Source organism: Neorhizobium populisoli (assembly GCF_019430945.1).
GTDB classification, from domain to species: Bacteria; Pseudomonadota; Alphaproteobacteria; order Rhizobiales; family Rhizobiaceae; genus Neorhizobium; species Neorhizobium populisoli.
Genome location: NZ_JAHYCB010000004.1, coordinates 564,288 through 586,223, shown reverse-complemented (window position 1 = coordinate 586,223; position 21,936 = coordinate 564,288). Strand labels below are relative to the sequence as shown.

Here is a 21,936-nt window from a genome sequence, read left to right as displayed (position 1 = left end):
GCCTGCCGGCACCTTCTCCCCGTTCTGACGGGGAGAAGGAAGATGTGGCACCATCCTCGCCCCAATTACCAGTGTCGAGCATGGCACGTCCCCTCTCCCCGCAAGCGGGGAGAGGGTTAGGGTGAGGGGCAAACTCTGGCTTCAAATCTAATCGAATTCCTCGATCAATAAAGCCATTTCTGCCTGCTTGATGGCGATCAATTCCGCTGGAAAACTCCACTCAAAATCAGGGGAGAGACGATGTCGGAATTGCCGGAACGGGCGCGCGTGGTGATCATCGGCGGGGGAGCGGTGGGGGCGTCGTCGCTCTACCATCTCGCCAAGGCTGGCTGGACGGATTGCGTGCTTCTGGAAAAGAACGAGCTGACCGCCGGCTCCACCTGGCACGCGGCCGGCAATGTGCCGACCTTCTCGTCTTCCTGGTCGATCATGAACATGCAGCGTTATTCCGCCTCGCTTTATCGGGAGCTGGGCGCGATGGTCGATTATCCGATGAACTACCATGTGACCGGCTCGATCCGCCTCGGCCACAACAACGAACGCCTGCGGGAGTTCAAGCGCGTCGTCGGCATGGGTCGTTATCAGGGGATGGACCTCGACATCATTTCACCGGACGAGATGCGGCAAAGGTATCCCTTTCTCGAAACCCACGAACTGACCGGGGCGCTTTATGACCCCTATGACGGCGACATCGATCCGGCGCAGCTGACCCAGGCGCTGGCAAAGGGTGCCCGCGACATGGGTGCGAAGATTATCCGCTTCTGTCCCGTCACGGCGGCGCGCCGGGAAAAGGGCGACTGGATCCTGACCACGCCGAAGGGTGAGATCGCCTGCGAATATGTGGTCAACGCCGCCGGGTATTATGCCCGCGAGGTGGGAAAACTGTTCGGCCGCGACGTGCCGATGATGGTGATGAGCCATCAATATATCCTGTTCGACGAGATCCCCGAACTTGCCGCCTGGTCCAGGGAGGCCGGCCACAAGCTGCCGCTGCTGCGGGACGTCGACAGCTCCTATTATCTCCGGCAGGAGAAAAACGGCATGAATCTCGGCCCCTATGAGAGGAACTGCCGGGCCCACTGGGTAACAGCGGATGACCCGATGCCGGACGATTTCTCCTTCCAGCTTTTCCCCGACGATCTCGACCGGCTGGAGTGGTATCTGAACGACGCTGTTGCCCGCGTGCCGATCCTCGGCACGGCCGGCCTGTCGCGCATCATCAACGGACCGATCCCCTATGCGCCGGACGGCAATCCGCTGATCGGCCCGATGCCCGGCGTGCCGAACGCTTTCGAGGCCTGCGTCTTCACTTTCGGCATCTGCCAGGCCGGCGGCGCCGGCAAGGTCCTGGCCGAATGGGTGACCGAAGGCGAAACCGAATGGGACATGTGGAGCTGCGACCCGCGCCGCTACACATCCTTCGCCTCCCACCCGGATTATTGCATCTCCAAAGGCATGGAAATCTACGGCCACGAATATGCGATGCATTTCCCGAAACACTATTGGCCGGCAGGGCGCGGGAAAAAACTGTCGCCGATCCATGACCGCATCGCCGCGCTCGGCGCCCAGTTCAAGCCCTATAACGGCTGGGAGCGCGCCATGTGGTATGCCAAACCGGGCGATAACACATCGGAGGAAGCGACCCAGACCTGGAACCGCGAAGGGCCCTGGAGCCAGCGCATCGAGGAGGAATGTCTCGCAGTCCGCGATGCCGCCGGCATTCTCGATCTGCCGGGTTTTTCCCGCTACCGAGTCAAGGGAACGGGCGCCACCGAATGGTTCTCCTCGCTGATCACCGGCAAGGTGCCGAAACCCGGCCGCATCGGGCTCGCCTATTTCGCCGACGACAAGGGCCGCATCGTCACGGAAATGTCCGTGATGATGCTGGATGAGGATTTCTTCTTCCTGATCACCGCCGCCACCGCCCAGTGGCACGACCTCGACTGGCTGAAGAAACATCTGCCAACGGATGCCGCCTTCTCGATCGACGATGTCACCGAGCAATTCTCCTGCCAGATCCTCTCCGGCCCGAAGAGCCGCGATATCCTGGCCGAAGTCAGCGACGCCGATCTTTCGAAGGGCTGGCTCACGCATCAATCCTGCCAGATTGCCAGCCGCTGGTGCCAGTTGGTGCGCGTCTCCTTCGCCGGCGAATTGGGCTGGGAAATCCATACCAAGCTCGATGACACGGCAATCATCTTCGATGCCGTCTGGGCAGCCGGCCAGAAACACGGTCTCAAACCCTTCGGCATGGAAGCGCTGGACTGCCTGCGCATCGAAAAAGGCTATCGCGCCTGGAAGGGCGATCTTTCGACCGATTACACCGTGTTACAGGGTGGGCTCGAACGTTTCGTCGACTGGTCGAAACCGGATTTCAGGGGCAAGGCGGCACTCGCCGCCGAAAAGCAGCAAGGCGTCAGGAGGCGCTTCGTGACGCTTGTCGTCGACGCCGGCGATTGCGACGCGCCTTACATGTCGACGCTCTGGCATGGCGGCGAGGTGGTCGGCGAGACGACCTCCGGCAACTGGGGTTACCGCACCGGCAAATCCATCGCACTCGGCATGTTGCGCGCCGATCTTGCAGAGCCCGGAACGGAACTCGAAGTCGAGATTTTCGGAGATCGCTTCAAGGCCACCGTGCAGGCGGAACAGGCCCTTTGGGACTCGGCAAACGAGAGGATCCGCGCATGAAAACGATCCCCTCGAAAGCCCGAGCAGTGATCATCGGCGGCGGCGTCTCCGGCTGTTCGGTCGCATATCACCTGGCCAAGCTCGGCTGGACGGATGTCGTGCTGTTGGAACGCAAGCAGCTCACCTCCGGCACCACGTGGCACGCAGCCGGCTTGATCGGCCAGTTGCGCGCCAGCCAGAACATGACCCGGCTCGCCAAATATTCCGCCGATCTCTACGTAAAGCTGGAGGCGGAAACCGGCATCGGAACCGGCATGAAGCAAAACGGCTCGATGACCGTGGCGCTGACGGAGGAGCGGAAAGAGGAAATCTACCGCCAGGCCTCGCTTGCTCGCGCCTTCAATATCGATGTCCGCGAAATCTCGCCGGACGAGGCGAAGGCGATGTATCCGCACTTGAACATCGGTGACATCAAGGCCGCCGTACATCTGCCGCTCGACGGCCAGTGCGATCCGGCCAATATCGCCATGGCGCTCGCCAAAGGCGCACGCCAGAACGGTGCCACCGTCCTCGAAGGCGTAAAGGTCACCGAAGTCATCGCCAAGGATGGCCGCGTCACCGGCGTGGCCTGCGAGCAGAATGGCGAGCGATACGTCATCGAGACGGAAAATGTCGTCAACTGCGCCGGCATGTGGGGTCGTGATCTTGCCGCCTCGTCTGGCGTCACCGTGCCGCTGCATGCCTGCGAGCATTTCTACATCGTCACTGAACCGATCGCCGGGCTGAAACAACTGCCGGTGCTGCGCGTGCCGGACGAATGCACCTATTACAAGGAGGATGCCGGCAAGATGCTGGTCGGCGCCTTCGAGCCGGTCGCCAAGCCCTGGCCGCCGGCGGGCGAGAAAATCCGCGAGGATTTCTGCTTCGATCAGTTGCCGGAGGATTTCGACCATTTCCAGCCGATCCTGGAAATGGCGATCAACCGCATGCCGATGCTGGAAACCGCCGGCATCCACACCTTCTTCAACGGCCCTGAGAGCTTTACCCCCGACGACCGCTATTATCTCGGCGAAGCGCCGGAACTGAAGGGTTATTGGGTTGCCGCCGGCTACAACTCCATCGGCATCGTTTCCTCCGGCGGCGCCGGCATGGCGCTGGCGCAATGGATGAACGATGGCGAAGCGCCCTTCGACCTCTGGGAAGTCGATATCCGCCGCGCCCAGCCCTTCCAGAAGAACCGCCGCTACCTGAAGGAGCGCGTCACCGAAACGCTCGGCCTGCTCTATGCCGACCATTTCCCCTATCGTCAGATGGCGACGGCCCGCGGCGTACGCCGCTCGCCGATCCACGAACATCTGAAGGCACGCGGCGCTGTGTTCGGCGAGGTGGCAGGCTGGGAGCGCGCCAACTGGTTCGCCAAGCCAGGCCAGGAGCGCGAATACCGCTATAGCTGGCAGAGGCAGAACTGGTTCGAAAACCAGCGCGACGAGCATATGGCGGTGCGCACCGGCGTTGGTCTGTTCGACATGACCTCGTTCGGCAAGATCCGCGTCGAGGGCCGTGATGCTTGCATCTTCCTCAACCGCCTCTGCGCCAACCAGATCGACGTGCTAGTGGACCGCATCGTCTATACCCAGATGCTGAACCGAAAGGGCGGCATCGAGAGCGACCTTACCGTCACCCGCCTTTCCGAGACCGCTTTCCTGCTCGTCGTGCCGGGTGCGACGCTGCAGCGTGACCTTGCCTGGCTGCGCAAGAACCTCGGCGACGAGTTCGTCGTAATCACCGATGTAACTGCTGCCGAAAGCGTGATCTGCCTGATGGGGCCGAAATCGCGCGAACTGATCCAGAAGGTCAGCCCAAACGACTTTTCCAATACGGTGCATCCCTTTGGCACCGCCCGCGAGATCGAGATCGGCATGGGCCTCGCCCGCGCCCATCGGGTCACCTATGTCGGCGAACTTGGCTGGGAGCTTTACGTCTCGACCGACCAGACGGCACATGTCTTCGAAGCGCTGGAAGAGGCTGGAGCCGATATCGGCCTGAAACTCTGCGGCATTCACACGCTGGATTCGTGCCGCATCGAAAAGGCCTTCCGCCATTTCGGCCATGACATCACGGATGAGGACCATGTGCTGGAAGCCGGCCTTGGTTTCGCAGTGAAGACGGACAAAGCTGATTTCCTCGGCCGCGATGCGGTGCTGCGGAAGCAAGAGGCCGGGCTTGACCGCCGGCTGTTACAGTTCCGCCTGACCAACCCTCAACCGCTGCTCTTCCACAACGAGGCTGTCGTCCGCGACGGAAAGATCGTCGGGACGATCACGTCCGGTAATTACGGCCATTTCCTCGGCGGCGCGGTCGGTCTCGGCTATGTGCCCTGCAAAGACGAGAGCGCAACCGATATGCTGGCTTCGAATTACGAAATCGAAATCGCCGGCCGGCGGGTTAAGGCGGAGGCGTCGCTTTCGCCGATGTACGACCCGAAGGCCGAGCGAGTGCGAATGTAAATTGCCCTTCATCGGCTTTGCCGATGAGACTGCCCCTCACCCTAACCCTCTCCCCGCTCGCGGGGAGAGGGGACGTGCCATGCTCAACGCCCACGTTGGGGCAAAGACAGTGCCGCGAGTCACCTTCTCCCCGCGGGCGGGGAGAAGGTGCCCGGCAGGGCGGATGAGGGGCAGCTTGAACGAATAGGCCGTAAGGCCACTAAGGAGACCGAGATCATGCTGGCATCCGATCCGAAAACCAATGTCGCCACCGGCGACCGCATCGACCGCCTCATCTCCGAGCACCGTCCCGGCCATGGCCTCACCCGCCCCTTCTACCACGACCCCGAGATCTTCGAGCGGGATATGGCCCGCGTCTTCTTCCGCCACTGGCACTGCCTGGCGCACGAAAGCGTCATTCCAAATCTCAACGATTTCGAAGTCTTCAAGCTCGGCGCCGAACAGATCATCCTCACCCGCGCGGGCGATGGCACGGTGCATGCCATGCTGAACGTCTGCCGCCATCGCGGCGCGGAGGTTTGCACGCAGGAAAAGGGCAATGCCAAGGCCTTCGTCTGTCCCTATCATGCCTGGACCTTTGCGAACGACGGCCGGCTGAAAGCCGCGCGGCTGATGCCGAAGGATTTCAAGCGCGAGGACCACGGGCTGAAAAAGCTGCATGTCCGTGTCGTCGAAGGCCTCGTCTTCATTTCCTTCGCCGAAAATCCGCTGGATTTCTCCGAGGTGGAAAACCTGCTGCACGCCACCTGCGGGCAATATGGCTGGGCCTCCGCCAAGATCGCCTATCGCCAGAGTTACCCGCTGGACGCCAACTGGAAGCTCGCCGTCGAGAACTATGTCGAGTGTTACCATTGCGGCCCGGCGCATCCGGAATATTCCGAGACCCACGCGCTGGAACAGCCGCTGCACATGATCGAGGAGCTGAACGCCAGGATGGAGGAGCGCACCTGCGCTCTGGGCATTGAAGTCGGGTCCGGCAATCACTGGCAGAATTCCAGGGAAGGTCGCGAGGCGATCCATGCCTTCCGGTATGCGCTCTACGATGGCGTGAAAACCGGCAGCAAGGATGGCCAGCCGCTCGCCCCGCTGATGGGCCGGTTTTCAGATTTCGACGGCGGCGTCACCTCCATCCATCTCGGCGGCACGAGTTTCCTCGTCTGTTATGCCGACCACGGCATGATCTACCGTTTTATTCCAAAAACGGTAGATACCTGCGAGATGGAACTGATCTGGCTGGTGGACGCCAAGGCGGAGGAAGGCCGCGATTACGATCTCGAACAGCTCACCTGGCTCTGGAAGGTGACAACGGACGAAGACAAGGCGATCATCGAGCATACCGCCCGCGGCGTTGTTTCCCGTTTCTTCGTTCCCGGTCCGATCGCCCCTATGGAACAGAACGAATTGCGCTATATCGGCTGGTATCTGGATGAGATCAGCCGGGCGTGAGGCGCAGATGAAAAGACTGTCGGGCAGATGCCTTTGCGGCGCGGTAGAATATGCGGTTGATGACAGCTTCGTTTACGCTGCCAATTGCCACTGTTCCGATTGCCGCCGCACGACAGGTTCGGCCTTCAAGCCGTTTGCCGGTATTCCGCGTGAGAAGCTCACGCTCACCAAGGGAGCCGACGGCCTGACGATTTACGGCGGGGCGGATAATCACGATGCCCATTGCCGCGTTTGCGGCTCGCTGCTCTATTCTCTCGTGCGCGAGGCCGCCTGGTATCATGTGGCGATGGGCACGCTTGTCGAAGCGCCGAGCATTTGTCCGACCCATCACATCTTCGTCGGCTCGAAAGCACCGTGGTATGAGATCACCGACGACCTGCCTCAATATGACGGGCACAAGCAATAACTCTCAGGCTTTGGCCGCCAGCGCCTTCAGTTTCTCGCCCTCCAGGCGATAAAAGATGCGGTCTTCCTTCCGGTCTCCACCCAGTTCGTCATAAAAACGCAGCAGCCTTTCGTTGGACCGGCCGGCGGTCCAGTCGATCCGGCTATGGCCACGCTCTACCGCCAGCGCCGCCAGCCGCGTCACGAGCTTGGTGCCGATATCCCTGCCGCGTTCGGCATTCAGGACATAGAGATCCTTGAGAAAGAAACCGGGTTTGAGACCCGGCCCCGGATAGTTGGCCCCGAAAGCCGCCATACCGACGATCCGATCTGCCTTCGCAACCAGTATTTCGGAGTTTTTGGGTCGATCAAGAATGCCGGCGAGCACCGCTTCGCGCGGTGGGCAAAATACCCCGTAATAGGCCTGCATTTCCATGAGAAGCGAGGCAAGGTCATCGACATCCGCCTCTTCGAAAAAACCGATATTCAAATTCTTCACCCAAACCGAGAGTAGAAAGCCCTATTCCCGAATTATTTCACGAATGTCACTGGCTCGTCGTTGACTTCGCCAATCATATGAACAAAATGGGAACATCAAAGGGGATTCCATGTCAAAATCGGAAAAATTCATCGTCCTGCCGTTCAAGAAGGTCAGGGGCAATATCGCGCCCGGAGAAATGCGGGCCGCATCCAATGCAGCATCGGCAGAAAAGATCGCCCGTGCCATGGCCGAACGTTTCGTGGGCGTCGCGGCTTATTCGGTGCAGGTGGATATGGAAAGCGGCGACATGTCGGATCCGAAGGTCCTGTGGCAGGCCGGCGAGATCGCAGATATCGCAGCCTGAAGGGTTACTTGCCCTTCCACACCGGATCACGCTTTTCGGCAAAGGCGCGTGCGCCTTCCAGCTGGTCGTCGCTGGAATAGAGAATATCGACCGTCTTCAGCTGGCGGCGGGTAATGCGGTTCATGGTCGCCTGGAATTTCTCGCCTTCCGCCTCGCGCACCACTTCCTTGATCGCCGCATAAACCAGCGGCGGGCCGCTTTCGAGCAGGCGTGCCAGCTCCCAGGCGCGGGCCATCAGCTTTTCGGCCGTCAGGATTTCATTGACGAACCCCCAGCGATGCGCTTCCTGCACGTCGAGCCAGCGTCCTGTAAACAGCATATCCATTGCGATATGGTAGGGAATGCGCTTCGGCAGCTTGATCGAGGCCGCATCGGCAACCGTGCCGGAGCGGATTTCGGGAAGCGCGAAGGTGGCGTGCTCGGCCGCCAGAATGAGATCCGTCGAGAGCGCGATTTCCAGACCGCCGCCGCAGCAGATGCCGTTCACCGCTGCGATGATCGGCTTGTTGAGATCGCGCAGCTCCTGCATGCCTCCAAAACCGCCGACGCCATAGTCGCCGTCCACGGCATCGCCGGAAGCCGCAGCTTTCAGATCCCAACCCGGGCAAAAGAATTTCTCGCCGGCGCCGGTAATGATCGCAACACGCAGCGTTTCATCATCCCGGAAATCGCGAAATATCTCGCCCATGATCCGCGATGTGACAAGATCGATCGCATTCGCCTTCGGCCGATCGATGGTGACTTCGAGAATGCCATCCTCGCGGCGTGTTTTGATCGGTTGGTCGGTCATGCTCGTATTCTTTCCCCCCAGTCGAGGTTTTCTGTATTGGCGGGTCACAGCCGCGCACCTCCCGTCAAAGGGAAGATGGAATTCTTCGCCGCACCAGCGCATCCACGGCAACCACTCCCTCGCCTTCCGGCAGAACCATGACCGGATTGATATCGAGCTCTTCGATATCGCCGGCATTGGCGACCAGATAGGCTGCGACGGCGGCAACAGCCAGCTCCAGAGCAGCGATGTCGCCCTTCGGCCCGCCGCGATAACCATCCAGCAGTTTCCTGATCTTGAGACCGGAGATCGCCGCAGAGATCGCCGCCCGCGTTGGTGGCAAGGTGATCAGCGCCGAATCCTCCAGCAGCTCCACCAAAATCCCGCCAGCGCCGACCGTGAGCACCAGCCCGGCAACCGGATCGCGAATGGCGCCGATAATGATTTCCGCGACGGGCTTACCGGCCATTTTCTCGACCAGGTAGCCGTTTGCGGCGCCGGCCATGGCATGCGCCGCGGCGTTGACCTCGTCACGGCTTTTCAGGTTGAGCTTCACAGCTCCGGCCTCCGTCTTGTGGGCGACCCCGCGCCCTTTCAGCACCACCGGGAAGCCGAGCCTTTCCGCCGCAGGCCCGGTGTCTTCAGGCTCAATCTCCACCAGCCCCTCTGGAACTGGCAAACCGAAGGCGGAAAGCTCGCGCTTTGCGTCGTCTTCGTTGAGTGTCACCAACTCGCCGGCACCAGCATTGGATTTCAGTAGAGGTGCAGGTGCAGGCTCACGCCAGGCCTTGCCGATAAAGGCCGCAGTCTCCGCCGCGGCAAGCGTTTCCTCGATGCCGTAAAAAGGTACTACGCCATCACGCATCAGTCGCTCGGCCACCGCTTCCGGCAGGTTTTCCGCCATGCTGGAAACGATACCGGCATTGGCTCCCGTTGCAATACGCGCCGCAACGACCGCATCCACGGTCGTCATCCAGTCGGCGGCGTCGCAGCGATCAAGGCGCGGGAAGTCCAGCACCACGAGATTCAACGCATAGCCACCCTGCATCATCGCAGTGATGGCCGCTGTCTGTTTCTCACCATTTCCCCAGACGAACGTGTGATAATCCAGCGGGTTGGCAAGCGTCACCATCTGGCCGAGCGTTTCGCGCAGGGGCTTCAGCTGTTCGTCTCTCAGCGGCCGATAGGCGATTTTCCGCCTAACTCCGGCATCCGCCATCAGCGAGGCTTCGCCGCCGGAACAGCTCATGGACGAGATATCGGCACTCTCCAGCGGGCCGTAGAGATGGAGAAGCTTCAACGTTTCCAGCAGTTCGGGTAATGTTTCGACACGGCCGATCCCGAGACGTTCCAGCAGGGCAGAAGAGACACGGTCATTGCCGGCGAGCGAAGCTGTGTGAGAAACGGTCGCAAGCTGCGCCGCCTCCGATTTCCCGACTTTCAGCATCACGACCGGCTTTTTCAGCTGCCGGGACAGGCCTGCAAGCCGCTCCAGCGCTTCCAGACTGTCGAACCCCTCCACATGCAAGCCGACGGCGGTGACGCGGGAATCCTGGATGACGGTGCAGGCGAGTTCAGCGAGCCCTGTCTGTGCCTGGTTGCCGGCCGTCATCAGATAGGCAAGCGGCAAGCCACGCTGCTGCATGGAAATGTTGCAGGCAATGTTGGAGGACTGCGTCAGCACCGCGACGCCGCGGTCGACACGCAACATGCCATGCTGATCCGGCCACATCAGCGCTCCATCCAGCATGTTGATGAAACCGTAGCAATTCGGTCCGAGGATCGGCATGTCGCCCGCCGCCGCGACCAGGGCCGCCTGTAGCGCGTCGCCATCGGCAAGCTCGCTCACGGCTTCGCGGAAGCCGGAGGCGTAACAGACCGCACCGCCTGCCCCGCGAGCCGAAAGATCGCGGATGATCTCGATCGTCAGCTGCCTGTTAACACCGACGAAGGAGGCATCCGGTGCGGCCGGCAGGTCAGCCACCGAGCGATAACATTTGCGCCCGAGGATTTCGTCACTCTTTGGATGAACGGGCCAGATCTCGCCGGCAAAACCCATCTTGTCGCATTGCTCGATGACGCGACGGGCTTCCTTGCCGCCGAAGACTGCGATGGTTTTGGGGCGTGTGAGGCGGTCGAGAGAACGGGGGGCTGGCGTCATACCGCAGATACACCCCTCAGCCCTGCCGGGCATCTCCCCCTCAAGGGGGGAGATTGGCCTATGGCATGCCCTTCACCCAGCATTTTGCGTTGGCTAAACCTAACAGGGGAGATAGGCGCGGGGCGGTGCTCCATCCGATCTCCCCCCTTGAGGGGGGGATGCCCGTCAGGGCAGAGGGGGGCGCGCCCCAACGACTGCGAGTACTTATACATCTCAAGCCCCCAGCGGCCGCAGCAGATCGCGGCTGATGATATGCCTCTGGATTTCCGACGTGCCGTCCCAGATACGCTCCACCCGCGCGTCTCGCCAGAACCGCGCCAGCGGCAGGTCATCCATCAGGCCCATGCCACCAAAGATCTGGATCGCTTCGTCGGTGACGCGGGCGAGCATTTCCGTGGCAAACACCTTGGCGGAGGCGATTTCGCGGTTCGACGGCAGGCCCTGGTCGAGCCGCCAGGCGGCGGAGAGCGTCAGCAGGTCCGCGGCATCGATCTCGGTGATCATGTCGGCCAGTTTGAAGGAAACGCCCTGGTTGGCGCCGATCGGCTTGCCGAACTGTTTTCGCTCGGCCGCATAGTTCAGGGCGTAGTCGAACGCCCGCCGCGCCCGGCCAACCGAGGTGGCCGCAACCGTCAGGCGCGTCGCATAAAGCCAGTCGTTGGCGATGTCGAAACCCTTGTGTACCTCGCCGAGGATTTGCGCCGACGGCAACCGGCATTCGTCGAAGGTGAGAATGCAGTTCTTGTAACCGCGATGCGAGACGGAATTGTAACCCTCACGGATTTCGAAACCCGGCGTGCCGCGATCGACGAAGAAACAGGTGATCAGCTTCTTCGGCCCGCGCGGTGTCTCCTCCTCGCCCGTCGCAATGAAGACGATCACGAAGTCGGCGATATTGGCGTGGCTGATGAAGTGTTTCGTACCGTTGACAACCCAGTCGTCGCCGTCTTTCCGGGCAAAACATTTCATGCCGCGCACATCCGAACCTGCATCCGGCTCGGTCATGGCCAGCGCATCGAACTTTTCGCCCTTCACTGCCGGGAAAAGATACTTTTCTCGTTGCTCGTCATTGCAAGCCATCAGGATGCCGGAGGGGCGGCCAAAAAACACGGTCAGCGCCATCGAGCCGCGACCGAGCTCACGCTCCACCAGCGTGAAAGATGTGTGATCGAGACCGGCACCTCCCACCTCTTCGGGGAAATTGCATCCAAAGAAGCCTATTTCCCGACATTTCGTGGCGATCTCTCGGCCAAGCTCCGGCGGCACGATACCGGTGCGCTCTACCTCATTTTCGTGCGGATAAATCTCCGTCTCGACAAAATCGCGGACGGTCTTGACGATCATTTCCTGCTCGCCGGTCAGGCCGAAATTCATGTGTTCTCCTCCACACTAAAAGCGGAAGGCGCCGCTACCCTCCTCTGCCCCGCAGGCCATTTCTCCCACAAGGAGGGAGATCGACTTGCGGCATACGTCTCGCGTCTCTCTGTCGTCGATGGGAGTAAGTCACCGGTGCGCCCAGCCAATCTCCCCGCCAAGCCCCACCTTACCTCTTCTGCCCCACAGACCGCCCCGCCCCTTCCGGCGCCGGCAAGCCCCTGTGTGCGTCGATCAGCGGCTGCAGCCTGCCCATGACCTCCGCCCCGGGCGCCACCGCCTTGCCCTCGTCCGACGAGACATGCAGCATCAGATGTTCGCATGTCGCAAGCAGCACGCCATCCGAAGCGCGGCTCAACGACAGGAAGCTCTGTACCTTCTTGCCGTCCGAAGACGGCAATATCTGCCCGCTGACTTTCAGGACATCGCCAAGCTTGGCTTCGTCGAGCAAACGGTTATGAGTCTCGACGGTGTAATAGCTGTTGCCTGCCGCGACATAGTCCATATCGACACCGATCAGGCGCAGAAGCGAGTCGCTGGCATCTGCAAAACACTGCGCATAACGGAACTCGGTCATGTGACCGTTATAATCGATCCAGGACGGGTGGACCTTGATCTCGAGAAGGTCGAGCGCATTCTTGCCGGTTTTGGCGGCCGGTTTTGGCGAATTCTTCCAGAGATGTTTTTCGAACTCGGCGAGGATCTTGCCGGCGCCCCAGCCCTTGCCCGCATCGCCTGCCTTCAGCGCCTGCATGATGCCGACGAGGTTTTCGTCGCGGATGCGTTCCAGATCCCGGATGCCTCGGGCGCCGGATTGTGCATCGGACTGGCCGGCGATCTTGTCGACCAGCGCATCATCGAGATCGACGACATCGGTGAGCTTCGTCCACGGCCAGGAGAGGCACGGACCGAACTGCGCCAAGAAGTGCCGCATGCCCGCCTCGCCGCCGGCAATGCGATAGGTCTCGAACATGCCCATCTGCGCCCAGCGCATGCCGAACGAGTAGCGGATCACGTCGTCCAGCGTTTCCGTATCACAGATGTCGTCATGGATCAGCCAGAGGCCCTCGCGCCATACGGCTTCCAGCAGACGGTCACCGACGAAGGCTTCGATTTCCTTCTTGATGATGACACCCTTCATGCCGATTGGTGCGAGCTTTTCCTGCGCCGCCTTCAGCGTTTCGGCAGATGTCCTCTGACCGCCGACCAATTCGGCGAGCGGCAGGAGATAAACGGGATTATAGGGATGTGCGACGAACATCCGCTCAGGATGTTTCATGTCCCGCTGCAGGTCGGTCGGCATCAGGCCGGAGGTAGAGGAGCCGATCAGCGCCTTCGGATCGGCGGCCGCGTCGATCTGGGTGATGATGCCACGCTTCAGTTCCAGCCGCTCCGGTACGCTTTCCTGGATCCAGTCGGCGCCTTGAACAGCTTCCTCGACCGTCTTGCAGAAGGTGATTTTTCCCTTTTGCGGCAATGGCGCCATGGTGAGCATGGCATAGGCACGTTCGGCATTGGCGAGCACTTCGCCGACGATACGCTGCGCTTCGGAATGCGGATCGAACATGTTGACGTCGATACCGGCCAGCAGAAACCGAGCCGCCCAGGCCCCACCGATCACGCCACCGCCGATGCAGGCTGCTTTTTCAATCTTGCTCATGGCGATCACCGCTTCTTCAGCTTCAGTTTTTCACGCACCGCAGCCGGCCCGATGATCTTGGCGCCCATGCCTTCGATCATGCCAACCGCCTTTTCAACGAGCTGCGCATTCGTCGCCAGCTGCCCTTTGCCGGCATAGAGATTGTCCTCCAGCCCGACGCGGACATTGCCGCCGGCGAGCACCGCGGCCGCCGGATAGGCCAGCGCGTTGCGACCAATTGAGAAGGCCGAAAACGTCCAGTTCTTCGGCACGTTATTGACCATCGCCATGAAGGTGTTGAGGTCGTCCGGCGCGCCCCACGGAATGCCCATGCAGAGCTGGATCAATACCGGATCCTCGATCAGCCCCTCTTCGACAAGCTGCTTGGCGAACCAGAGGTGGCCGGTGTCAAAGGCCTCGATCTCCGGCCGCACGCCGAGCGCCGTCATCTGCCGCGCCATTTCACGCAGCATGGAGGGCGTGTTGGTCATGACGTAATCGCCGAGCGAAAAATTCATCGTGCCGCAATCGAGCGTGCAGATTTCCGGCAGGCATTCGGCCACATGCGCGACACGCTCCGTGGCGCCCGCCATGTCGGTGCCATTCGGATTGACCGGGAACGGCGCCTCGACATTGCCGAACACGAGATCGCCGCCCATGCCGGCGGTGAGGTTCAGCACCACATCGACATCTGCTGAACGAATGCGGTCGGTGACTTCCCTGTAAAGATCGATGCCGCGTGCAGCCGCACCGGTTTCAGGATTGCGGACATGACAATGGACGACTGCCGCTCCGGCCTTGGCGGCGTCGATTGCCGAATCCGCGATCTGCTTCGGCGTGATCGGCACGTGGCTCGATTTCGCGGTCGTATCGCCGGCACCGGTCACGGCGCAGGTGATGAAAACCTCGCGGTTCATCTCAAGCGGCATCTTCCCCTCCTTGTTCGTTTTGCGCATTACGAACCGGACAAGGGCGAAATGCTTTTCACTTTCGGCGCCATTCTATACATTACCGGAAACGGAGGATGATGGTTGCATGGCAGACGGTTTGGCCGGAGCGCAGCATTTCGACATTCTGGTGCTGCCGGAGATCAACCTCATTCTCGCGGCATCCGTGATCGAGCCTTTGCGGGCCGCAAACCGCATCGCCGGCCGGGAGCTTTATCACTGGACACTGTCCTCGCCCGACGGGCAACCGATCGACACCAAGTCCGGCATCCCCATCCCGGTCGGCGGCGCATTCCGGCCCGGTCGGGAAAGCGATCCACTCTTCGTGCTTGCGAGTTACAACTGGAAACGGCATGCCACCCGCGAGCTGAAATTCCAGCTTTCACAAACCGCCCGACACCGGACGCTGATCGCCGGCATCGAGGCTGGCTCCTTCATTCTTGCCGATACCAGCCTGCTCGATGGCTTTTCCGCCACGACCCATTGGGAGGATTTCGAGGACTTTTCGACGGCCTATCCGCAGGTGAACATGGTCCGCGAGCGGTTCGTCATCGACGGCAAGCGGATAACCACCGGCGGTTCACTGCCGACACTCGACTTGATGCTGGAATTGATCCGCCGTTCGCATGGCTATTCACTGGCGCTCGAAGTCTCGCGTCTCTTCATCTACGAGCAGGAAAGGACCCGCGGCGACCTGTTGCAGATGCCGGCGATAGGCAACATGCGCATCGTCGATAGCCGGGTGCAGGTGGCGGTAAAGTTGATGGAAGAAACGGTGGAAGCCCCGCTTTCGCTGACCCGGCTGGCAAAACGCGCAGGCGTCAGCGCGCGCCACCTCCAAGATCTTTTCAACGATATTATGGGTGTGGCGCCGCGCGAGCACTATCTGGCGCTGAGGCTCAACGCGGCACGTCGAAAAGTCATCGAAACGCGCGCGACTTTCGCGGATGTCGCCGCCGCCACCGGCTTCAACTCGGCCTCCGCGTTTTCCCGCAGCTATCGCGCGCATTATCGCGAAAGCCCGAGTGATACCCGCCGGCGGCTGAAGCAACCTATTTCTTCAGGATGACCCAGAGTGCATGCACGATGCCCGGCAGCCAGCCGCAAAGGGTGAGCAGGATGTTCAGCCAGAAATGCAGGCCAAGGCCCACCTGAAAGAACACGCCGAGCGGCGGCAGGATGAAGGCGAGCAGGATGCGGATGATATCCAAAGGGTGTCTCCGGGTTGTGGCATTTGGCCCAATAACGTGCTGGACGGGAGATGGTTTCAGCACAGACGACACTCTTTGGGATCGATATTTTTACGGCTTGCCCTTACGCGAAGGCACACCTATTCATGAAACCTAAGGCTGAGGTGTCGATTTCATGCGCAAATATATTCTGCCCATTCTGGGCTTTTATCTCGATTTCATTTTCATCAACTCGCTTGTCGGCCTTATGGCGCATCTGGCGCAGGTTGCCGGGCGTGAAATCGATTCGGCCTATTCTGTACCGGCATCGTGGGGACTGGTTCTAAGCCTGATATTGATCGGCCGACGGCTTGATCTTTCAATTGGAGAACGGTTATTGGCCCACGCAAAAGTCGAACGCGCGATGGGAGTTACCACCCGCCAATGGCCCAATTTGGTGATTGGCACACTTATGATCCTGAGTGGTCTAAAGGAGCTGGTGAACTGGACCGCACCTGGACAGGGACTGCCGCTTTTCTGCTCGTTGATGAAACGCCCCTCAAGATCGGCCTCCTGACGATTCTTGGCGGCATTTGCCTGCTGGCCGGCATCATGATGCTGCGCTTTATACCCGGCGCAAAACTGGTGAATGCGGCTATTATGGCCTTCAGCGCCGCGGGTCTGGCGGTCAGTTTTTATTTTGCCCGAGATGCACTGGTAGCGGCTCAAGTAGCACGCCGCGCAAATCAAGGCTTGCAGCGCACAGTGGAAGACGCCGAGCGAATGGTTTCCTTCGCACCATATGCATCAGTCGTTGTATTTGCCGCGATGCTCTGGGTTCTCCATCTTTGCCGCGAGCGGGCGGGACCTGCCGTGCAGGAGCAACAATAGCTATCTGAGCAGCGTCTTCGCGATGATCTCAAGCTGGATCTCGTTGCTGCCGCCAAAGATGCTCTGGGAGCGAGAGTTGAAATAGACAGCCGAAGCCACCTTGCGCTCCTCGTCGATCTCACTCTCTTCCGGCAGTTCGTGCAGTGGGCGGTGTTCTTCCCAGCGCAGCACGTCCGGGCCGAGGATCGAGGCGGCAAGTTCGGCGATCGACTGGCGGATGCGGCTGCGCTCTATCTTCATTGTCGAGGACGGCACCGAACCCGGATTGCCGCCGGCCTGCACCTTGGACATCGCGGCAATTTCCAACATGTCGTTGGCATCGACATCCGTGGCGATCTCGGCAAAGCGAGCCATGAACAGCGGATCGTCGACCATTTTCCGGTCACCCGGCAAAGGTTCGGATGCCAGGCGATAGAGGCGGGTCAGCATAGCGCGCAACACGCCACCGGCGAAGGCGCCGCCGCGCTCGAACTCGAGCAGGTATTTGGCGATGTCCCAGCCCTCGCCCTCCTCGCCGATCCGGTCGGAAACCGGCACCTTCACGTCGTCGAAAAAGACCTGGTTGAACTCATGCGTGCCGCAGATCGAACGGATCGGCCGGATTGCGACGCCGAGCGATTTCAGGTCGATCAGGATGAAGGTGATGCCTTCCTGTTTCTTGCCCGTGTCGGCGGTGCGCACCAGCGCGAACATGCGGGTGGCGTGATGCGCGAGCGTCGACCAGATTTTCGAACCGTTGATGACATAGTGGTCGCCTTCCCGCACCGCCTTCGTCTTCAGCGAAGCGAGGTCGGAGCCGGAGCCGGGTTCGGAATAACCCTGCGCCCACAAATCCTCCCCGCGGAGAATGCGCGGCAGATAGAAGGCCTTTTGCGCTTCATCGCCATAGCGCATGATGACGGGCGCGATCATCTTGATCGAGGCACCGCGAAAATGCGGTTCGCCGGCGTGCTCACATTCCTGGTCGAAGATATAGCGCTGGGTCAGCGTCCAGCCGGTGCCGCCGTATTGTTTCGGCCATGAGGGCGCGACCCAACCCTCGCCGTTGATTTTTGCCTGCCATTTGAGGCCGATGCGCGGGTCGGCGAGAAAACTCGGGTTCAAACGCTCGGCGCGCTTCAGGTCGTCATCGAGATGAGTATCGAGAAAAGCCCGCACCTCGTCGCGGAAGCGGGCCTCCTCTTCGGTCATCCGAAGGTTCATGCCATTGCTTGCCGCAGATTGGTCGGCATCCGGCGCGCGCAACAAGCTGCCGGACAGCACGTCGGTGTCACGAATGGTCTCGCCGTATCGCTTCAGATGGTCGGCGGTGGTGCCGAAGGTGTTTTCGATGGCGTAGAGCCGGCGGAACCAGGCGCCGATCGGCATTTCTTCCGAAAACCCCATAGCGCCATGCAGCTGGATCGCCTCCTGCGCGACGGAGCGGGAGACCTTGCCGATCTTGGCCCGTGCTCCGGAAACGCCGCGGATAAGCATTGCATGCGGCGCATCGACGGAGAGCGTCGCGAGCAGGGCGGCACCGCGCGCCTCCTGGCATTTCACCGCCATCTCGGCCATTCGATGCTGCAGTGCCTGAAACGCCGCGAGCGGCTTGCCGAATTGCACGCGCTCCTTCGTGTAGGCGACGGTTGCATCCATCAGCGCATCCATGATGCCGACGGCTTCGGAGGCGAGTGCCGCATTGGCGCGGTCATAGGCCGCTTCGATCTCGGCAAGCGCACCGCCGCCATCGAGAAGGGCCGAGGCCAGAATAGAGACGTCATCCAGCACGAGATCGGCGGCATGGCTGCCGTCGACTAGTTTGATGGTTTTCCGGCTGAGGCCAGGCGTCTCGGCCGGCACGGCGAAGAGGCAGACGTCTCCCTCAAGCTTTGCCGAAACGAGAAACACGTCCGCAAAAGCGCCGCCGGGTACCAGCGGCTTTTCGCCTGAAAGGCGATAACCTTCGCTGGTTCGCACGGCGGTAGCCGTAATATTGGCAAGGTCGAAGCCAGTCTGCTTTTCCACATGCGCCAGCGCCGGGCGTGAGGTGCCGACGATCAGCGATCCAAGGATCTCGGCCTTCTGCTCCGCCGTGCCCAGCTTTTCAACGAGGATGCCGGCGAGGATGACGGAGGCGAGATAGGGCTCCACCACAAGCGCCCGGCCGATGGCTTCCATGATCAATGAGATTTCGACAGCACTGCCGCCGAGGCCGCCGTTTTCTTCAGAGAAGGGCAGCGCCAGCCAGCCAAGATCGGCCATCGCGGACCAAGTCGCCTCATCGAAACCGCCAGCGGCGAGGATCTTGGCCCGCTTCTCGAAGTCGTAGCGATCCTTGAGGAAGCGGGTGGCGCTTGCCTTGAGGAGGAGCTGTTCGTCGGTGTGGTTGAGGTTCATGGGTGGTCTCGTGTCTTGCTGCGGAAATCTGCCCCTCATCCACTTGCCGGCACCAACCGGGGACGGGTCGCTTATCCCGTCCCGTCCTCCGGACCCCGCAAGCGGGGAGAAGGACGAATGCTGCACCGGCTTCCCGGAACGCTGACGACGAATGGGGCACGTCCCCTCTCCCCGTAAGAACGGGGAGAGGATTAGGGTGAGGGGCGACTGTGCCTTGGGCAATGGCAGGGAGTCTGCGGCAGCCCTCCGCTTTCGCTCCGGGCGTTCGTCGCTGCAATCGATTCACTGGATCGATTGCTCGAGCTTAGGCCCGACCGCTCCTCACTCCTCCCGCTTGTAAGCCCCATGCCCCGGACGATAGGTCTTCGAATCCAGAAACTGCGACAGCCCCTTCTCCCGGCCCTTTTCCGTATCCACGAATGTGGTCTGGTCAGCCTTGGCGGTGAGATATTCCGCTGACTCCTCCCAGGTCATTTCGCGCACATATTTGTATGCCATGCGCGCCTGGCGCAGCACCGTCGGGTTCTTCTCCAACAGCACACGGGCGATTTCGATAGTACGCTCGCGTAGCTTGTCCGCCGGCACCGCCTCGTTCACCAGGCCGAGCTGTTCGGCCATCTTGCCGCCGAACTTTTCGCCGGTCATGACGTAATACATCGCCTTGCGGTCATTCATCAGCGTCGAGATCGCCTTGGAGACGACGCCGCCGGGGATGACGCCCCAGTTGATTTCCGACAGACCGAACACCGCGTCTTCTGAGGCGATCGCGAGGTCGCAGCAGATCAGCGGGGTGAAGGCACCGCCGAAGCACCAGCCGTTGACCATGGCGATGGTCGGCTTGGCGTAGTTCATCAGCAGGCGCCACTGCCAGGCGCGGGTGGAGCGGTAAGCGCGCATGCGCTTGACGTCCGAGACGCCGTCAGTAGCGCGGAAGAAGTCCTTGAGGTCCATGCCGGCGGAGAAGGCTTCGCCCTCGCCGGTCAGAATGATGACGCCTGCGCGGTCGTCGATTTCCAGCTCGTCGAGCACGCGGATCATGTCTTCCGCCAGACCGACGCTCATGGCGTTGCGCTTGTCCGGGCGGTTCAGCTTCACCCAGGCGATACCGTCCTCGAATTCGACCTTGACGTTTTCTCCGCCGATATCGCTTGTTTCAATGGCCATAAAACTTCTCCTGAAAAACCTAGGACTGGCTGGTCATCTTGGTGACGAGGTAAGCATCCATGCCCTCGGTGCCACCTTCGGAGCCATAACCGCTCTGCTTGACGCCGCCGAAGGGCGTTTCCGCCATCGAGATAAAACTGTTGTTGATGCCGACCATGCCGGCTTCCAGCGCATCGCTCACCATCGCGGCAGTGCGGCTCGACTGAGTGAAGGCATAGGAAGCAAGGCCGTAAGGCAGGCGGTTTGCCTGTTCGATCACCTCGTCGAAGGACAAGAAGCGGGCCGTCACGGCGACCGGGCCGAAGGGCTCCTCGTTCATGATGATCGCACCCTGCGGCACATCGGAGAGCACCGTCGGCTGGAAGAAATAGCCGCGATTGCTGCCCCGCTCGCCGCCGGTCTTCACCTTGGCGCCGCGGCTCACCGCATCCGCCACCATGCGTTCCATGGTCGGCACCCGGCGGCTGTTGGCGAGCGGACCCATCTGGCTTGCCGGGTCCATGCCGTCGCCGACCCTGATCGCGGACGCTGCCTTGGCAAAACCATCGACGAACCGGTCATGGACGCTGTCATGAACATAGAAGCGGGTCGGCGAAATGCAGACCTGTCCGGCATTGCGATATTTCGAATGCACCATCGTGCGGATCGCCAGATCGATATCGGCGTCTTCGAAGATCAGCACCGGCGCATGGCCGCCGAGTTCCATCGTAGCGCGCTTGACGCCTGCCTTGGCGGCAAGCACCGCCAGATGCTGGCCGACATTGGTGGAGCCGGTGAAGGTGATCTTGCGGATGCCGTCGGCGGCGATCAGATGTTCGGAGACTTCGGCGGGCTTGCCGTGAACGACGTTCAGCACGCCATTCGGCAGGCCCGCATCCTGCAGCGCGCGGGCGATTTCGAGCACGGTCGCCGGCGTTTCTTCCGACGGCTTGATGACCATGGTGCAGCCGACGGCAAGCGCCGCCGAAATCTTGCGCGCCGGGATGACGGCCGGAAAGTTCCAGGGCGTGAAACCGGCGACCGGGCCGACCGGCTCCCTGGTGACCATCCACTTTACCCCCGGAACACGCGAGGGCACGATGCGGCCGTAGGAACGGCGGCCTTCGTCGGCGGTCCAGTCGAGAATGTCGGCCGTGATGTGGATTTCCTGGGTGGCTTCGCCGATCGGCTTGCCCTGTTCCATCGTCATCCGGGCGCCGAGCGCATTTGCCCGCTCGCGAAGAATGTCGGCCGCCTTGCGGATGATCTTGGCGCGGTCGAAGGCGGTCATCGCCTTCCAAGCCTTGAACTCGCGTTCGGCGGCTGCGACGGCACGGTCGAGATCGGCAGGCGTTGCATGCGGCAGCGCGGCGATCGGCTCGCCGGTGGCGGGGTTGATGACGTCCTCCGTGACGCGGCCTTCCGGTCCTAGCCACTCGCCATCGACGAAGAGTTTCAGTTCACCATAGGACTGGGTCTGCATCACGGTATCCTCCCTCGTGACAGACAATAAAACGTTGGGCGCGGTTAGCCCCTCACCCCACCTCTGCTTCGCTCGGCGCACCCTCTCCCCGTAAACGGGGCGAGGGGGACCGGCTGACGGTGCGGCATATTTCCTTCTCCCCGCGAGCGGGGAGAAGGTGCCGGCAGG

17 protein-coding genes are annotated in these 21,936 nt (G+C 61.2%); 7 read left to right on the top strand and 10 right to left on the bottom strand.

Annotated features, from left to right (window positions below; translation table 11 throughout):
- The first annotated feature begins 240 nt into the window (after nt 1-240).
- The 4 genes from KX729_RS13830 to KX729_RS13815 all read left to right on the top strand — a co-directional run bounded on the left by KX729_RS13830 (nt 241) and on the right by KX729_RS13815 (nt 6,990).
- Nucleotides 241-2,691: a GcvT family protein gene (locus tag KX729_RS13830; protein ID WP_219743033.1), complete on the top strand. Its 2,451-nt coding sequence runs from the start codon at nt 241-243 to the stop codon at nt 2,689-2,691.
- Nucleotides 2,688-5,138 carry a GcvT family protein gene (locus KX729_RS13825; RefSeq protein ID WP_219743032.1) on the top strand — a complete coding sequence of 817 codons (2,451 nt, stop codon included), beginning with the start codon at nt 2,688-2,690 and terminating at the stop codon, nt 5,136-5,138. The genes KX729_RS13830 and KX729_RS13825 overlap by 4 nt, the downstream gene beginning before the upstream one ends.
- A 216-nt stretch (nt 5,139-5,354) precedes the next feature.
- Nucleotides 5,355-6,584 carry an aromatic ring-hydroxylating oxygenase subunit alpha gene (locus KX729_RS13820; protein WP_219743031.1) on the top strand — a complete coding sequence of 410 codons (1,230 nt, stop codon included), beginning with the start codon at nt 5,355-5,357 and terminating at the stop codon, nt 6,582-6,584.
- A gap of 7 nt (nt 6,585-6,591) precedes the next feature.
- Nucleotides 6,592-6,990, top strand: coding sequence for a GFA family protein (locus KX729_RS13815; protein WP_219743030.1), 399 nt, complete (start codon nt 6,592-6,594; stop codon nt 6,988-6,990).
- Between the two features lie 3 nt (nt 6,991-6,993).
- Here KX729_RS13815 and KX729_RS13810 read toward each other — a convergent pair whose 3' ends face one another.
- Nucleotides 6,994-7,398 carry a GNAT family N-acetyltransferase gene (locus tag KX729_RS13810; protein ID WP_219743140.1) on the bottom strand — a complete coding sequence of 135 codons (405 nt, stop codon included), beginning with the start codon at nt 7,396-7,398 and terminating at the stop codon, nt 6,994-6,996.
- Nucleotides 7,399-7,576: 178 nt separating this feature from the next.
- Here KX729_RS13810 and KX729_RS13805 point away from each other — a divergent pair, with 178 nt between their 5' ends.
- Nucleotides 7,577-7,813, top strand: a complete 237-nt coding sequence (locus KX729_RS13805; protein WP_105371118.1) for a hypothetical protein — start codon at nt 7,577-7,579, stop codon at nt 7,811-7,813.
- Nucleotides 7,814-7,817: 4 nt separating this feature from the next.
- On the opposite strand, the gene KX729_RS13800 is transcribed toward KX729_RS13805, so the two are convergent.
- The 5 genes from KX729_RS13800 to bcoG all read right to left on the bottom strand — a co-directional run bounded on the left by KX729_RS13800 (nt 7,818) and on the right by bcoG (nt 14,685).
- Entirely contained in the window at nt 7,818-8,603 is a 786-nt protein-coding gene (locus tag KX729_RS13800; protein WP_219743029.1) for a carnitinyl-CoA dehydratase, read from the bottom strand.
- Between the two features lie 64 nt (nt 8,604-8,667).
- A complete protein-coding gene (locus tag KX729_RS13795) occupies nt 8,668-10,743 on the bottom strand; it encodes an acetate--CoA ligase family protein (RefSeq protein WP_219743028.1) in 2,076 nt (691 codons plus the stop codon).
- A 213-nt stretch (nt 10,744-10,956) separates the two neighbouring features.
- The gene (locus tag KX729_RS13790) at nt 10,957-12,117 is read right to left on the bottom strand and encodes an acyl-CoA dehydrogenase family protein (protein ID WP_219743027.1); all 1,161 of its coding nucleotides are present in this window, start codon (nt 12,115-12,117) and stop codon (nt 10,957-10,959) included.
- A 169-nt stretch (nt 12,118-12,286) separates the two neighbouring features.
- Nucleotides 12,287-13,777: a carnitine 3-dehydrogenase gene (locus KX729_RS13785; RefSeq protein WP_219743026.1), complete on the bottom strand. Its 1,491-nt coding sequence runs from the start codon at nt 13,775-13,777 to the stop codon at nt 12,287-12,289.
- 5 nt (nt 13,778-13,782) lie between these two features.
- Nucleotides 13,783-14,685: a 3-dehydrocarnitine:acetyl-CoA trimethylamine transferase BcoG gene (gene bcoG / locus KX729_RS13780; protein WP_219743025.1), complete on the bottom strand. Its 903-nt coding sequence runs from the start codon at nt 14,683-14,685 to the stop codon at nt 13,783-13,785.
- Between the two features lie 106 nt (nt 14,686-14,791).
- On the opposite strand from bcoG, the gene KX729_RS13775 reads away from it, so the two are divergent.
- Nucleotides 14,792-15,772: a GlxA family transcriptional regulator gene (locus KX729_RS13775; RefSeq protein ID WP_219743024.1), complete on the top strand. Its 981-nt coding sequence runs from the start codon at nt 14,792-14,794 to the stop codon at nt 15,770-15,772.
- On the opposite strand, the gene KX729_RS13770 is transcribed toward KX729_RS13775, so the two are convergent.
- On the bottom strand, nt 15,756-15,914 hold the full coding sequence (locus tag KX729_RS13770; RefSeq protein ID WP_117193362.1) for a YqaE/Pmp3 family membrane protein: 159 nt from the start codon (nt 15,912-15,914) through the stop codon (nt 15,756-15,758). The genes KX729_RS13775 and KX729_RS13770 overlap by 17 nt on opposite strands.
- A gap of 402 nt (nt 15,915-16,316) precedes the next feature.
- Here KX729_RS13770 and KX729_RS13765 point away from each other — a divergent pair, with 402 nt between their 5' ends.
- The gene (locus KX729_RS13765) at nt 16,317-16,763 is read left to right on the top strand and encodes a hypothetical protein (protein WP_219743023.1); all 447 of its coding nucleotides are present in this window, start codon (nt 16,317-16,319) and stop codon (nt 16,761-16,763) included.
- On the opposite strand, the gene KX729_RS33495 is transcribed toward KX729_RS13765, so the two are convergent.
- The 3 genes from KX729_RS33495 to KX729_RS13745 all read right to left on the bottom strand — a co-directional run bounded on the left by KX729_RS33495 (nt 16,764) and on the right by KX729_RS13745 (nt 21,768).
- Complete coding sequence (locus tag KX729_RS33495; RefSeq protein ID WP_246617575.1) at nt 16,764-19,142, bottom strand: acyl-CoA dehydrogenase family protein; 2,379 nt, start codon at nt 19,140-19,142, stop codon at nt 16,764-16,766.
- 321 nt (nt 19,143-19,463) lie between these two features.
- Complete coding sequence (locus KX729_RS13750) at nt 19,464-20,306, bottom strand: p-hydroxycinnamoyl CoA hydratase/lyase (RefSeq protein ID WP_219743022.1); 843 nt, start codon at nt 20,304-20,306, stop codon at nt 19,464-19,466.
- Between the two features lie 19 nt (nt 20,307-20,325).
- Nucleotides 20,326-21,768, bottom strand: a complete 1,443-nt coding sequence (locus tag KX729_RS13745; RefSeq protein WP_219743021.1) for an NAD-dependent succinate-semialdehyde dehydrogenase — start codon at nt 21,766-21,768, stop codon at nt 20,326-20,328.
- Nucleotides 21,769-21,936: the final 168 nt, after the last annotated feature.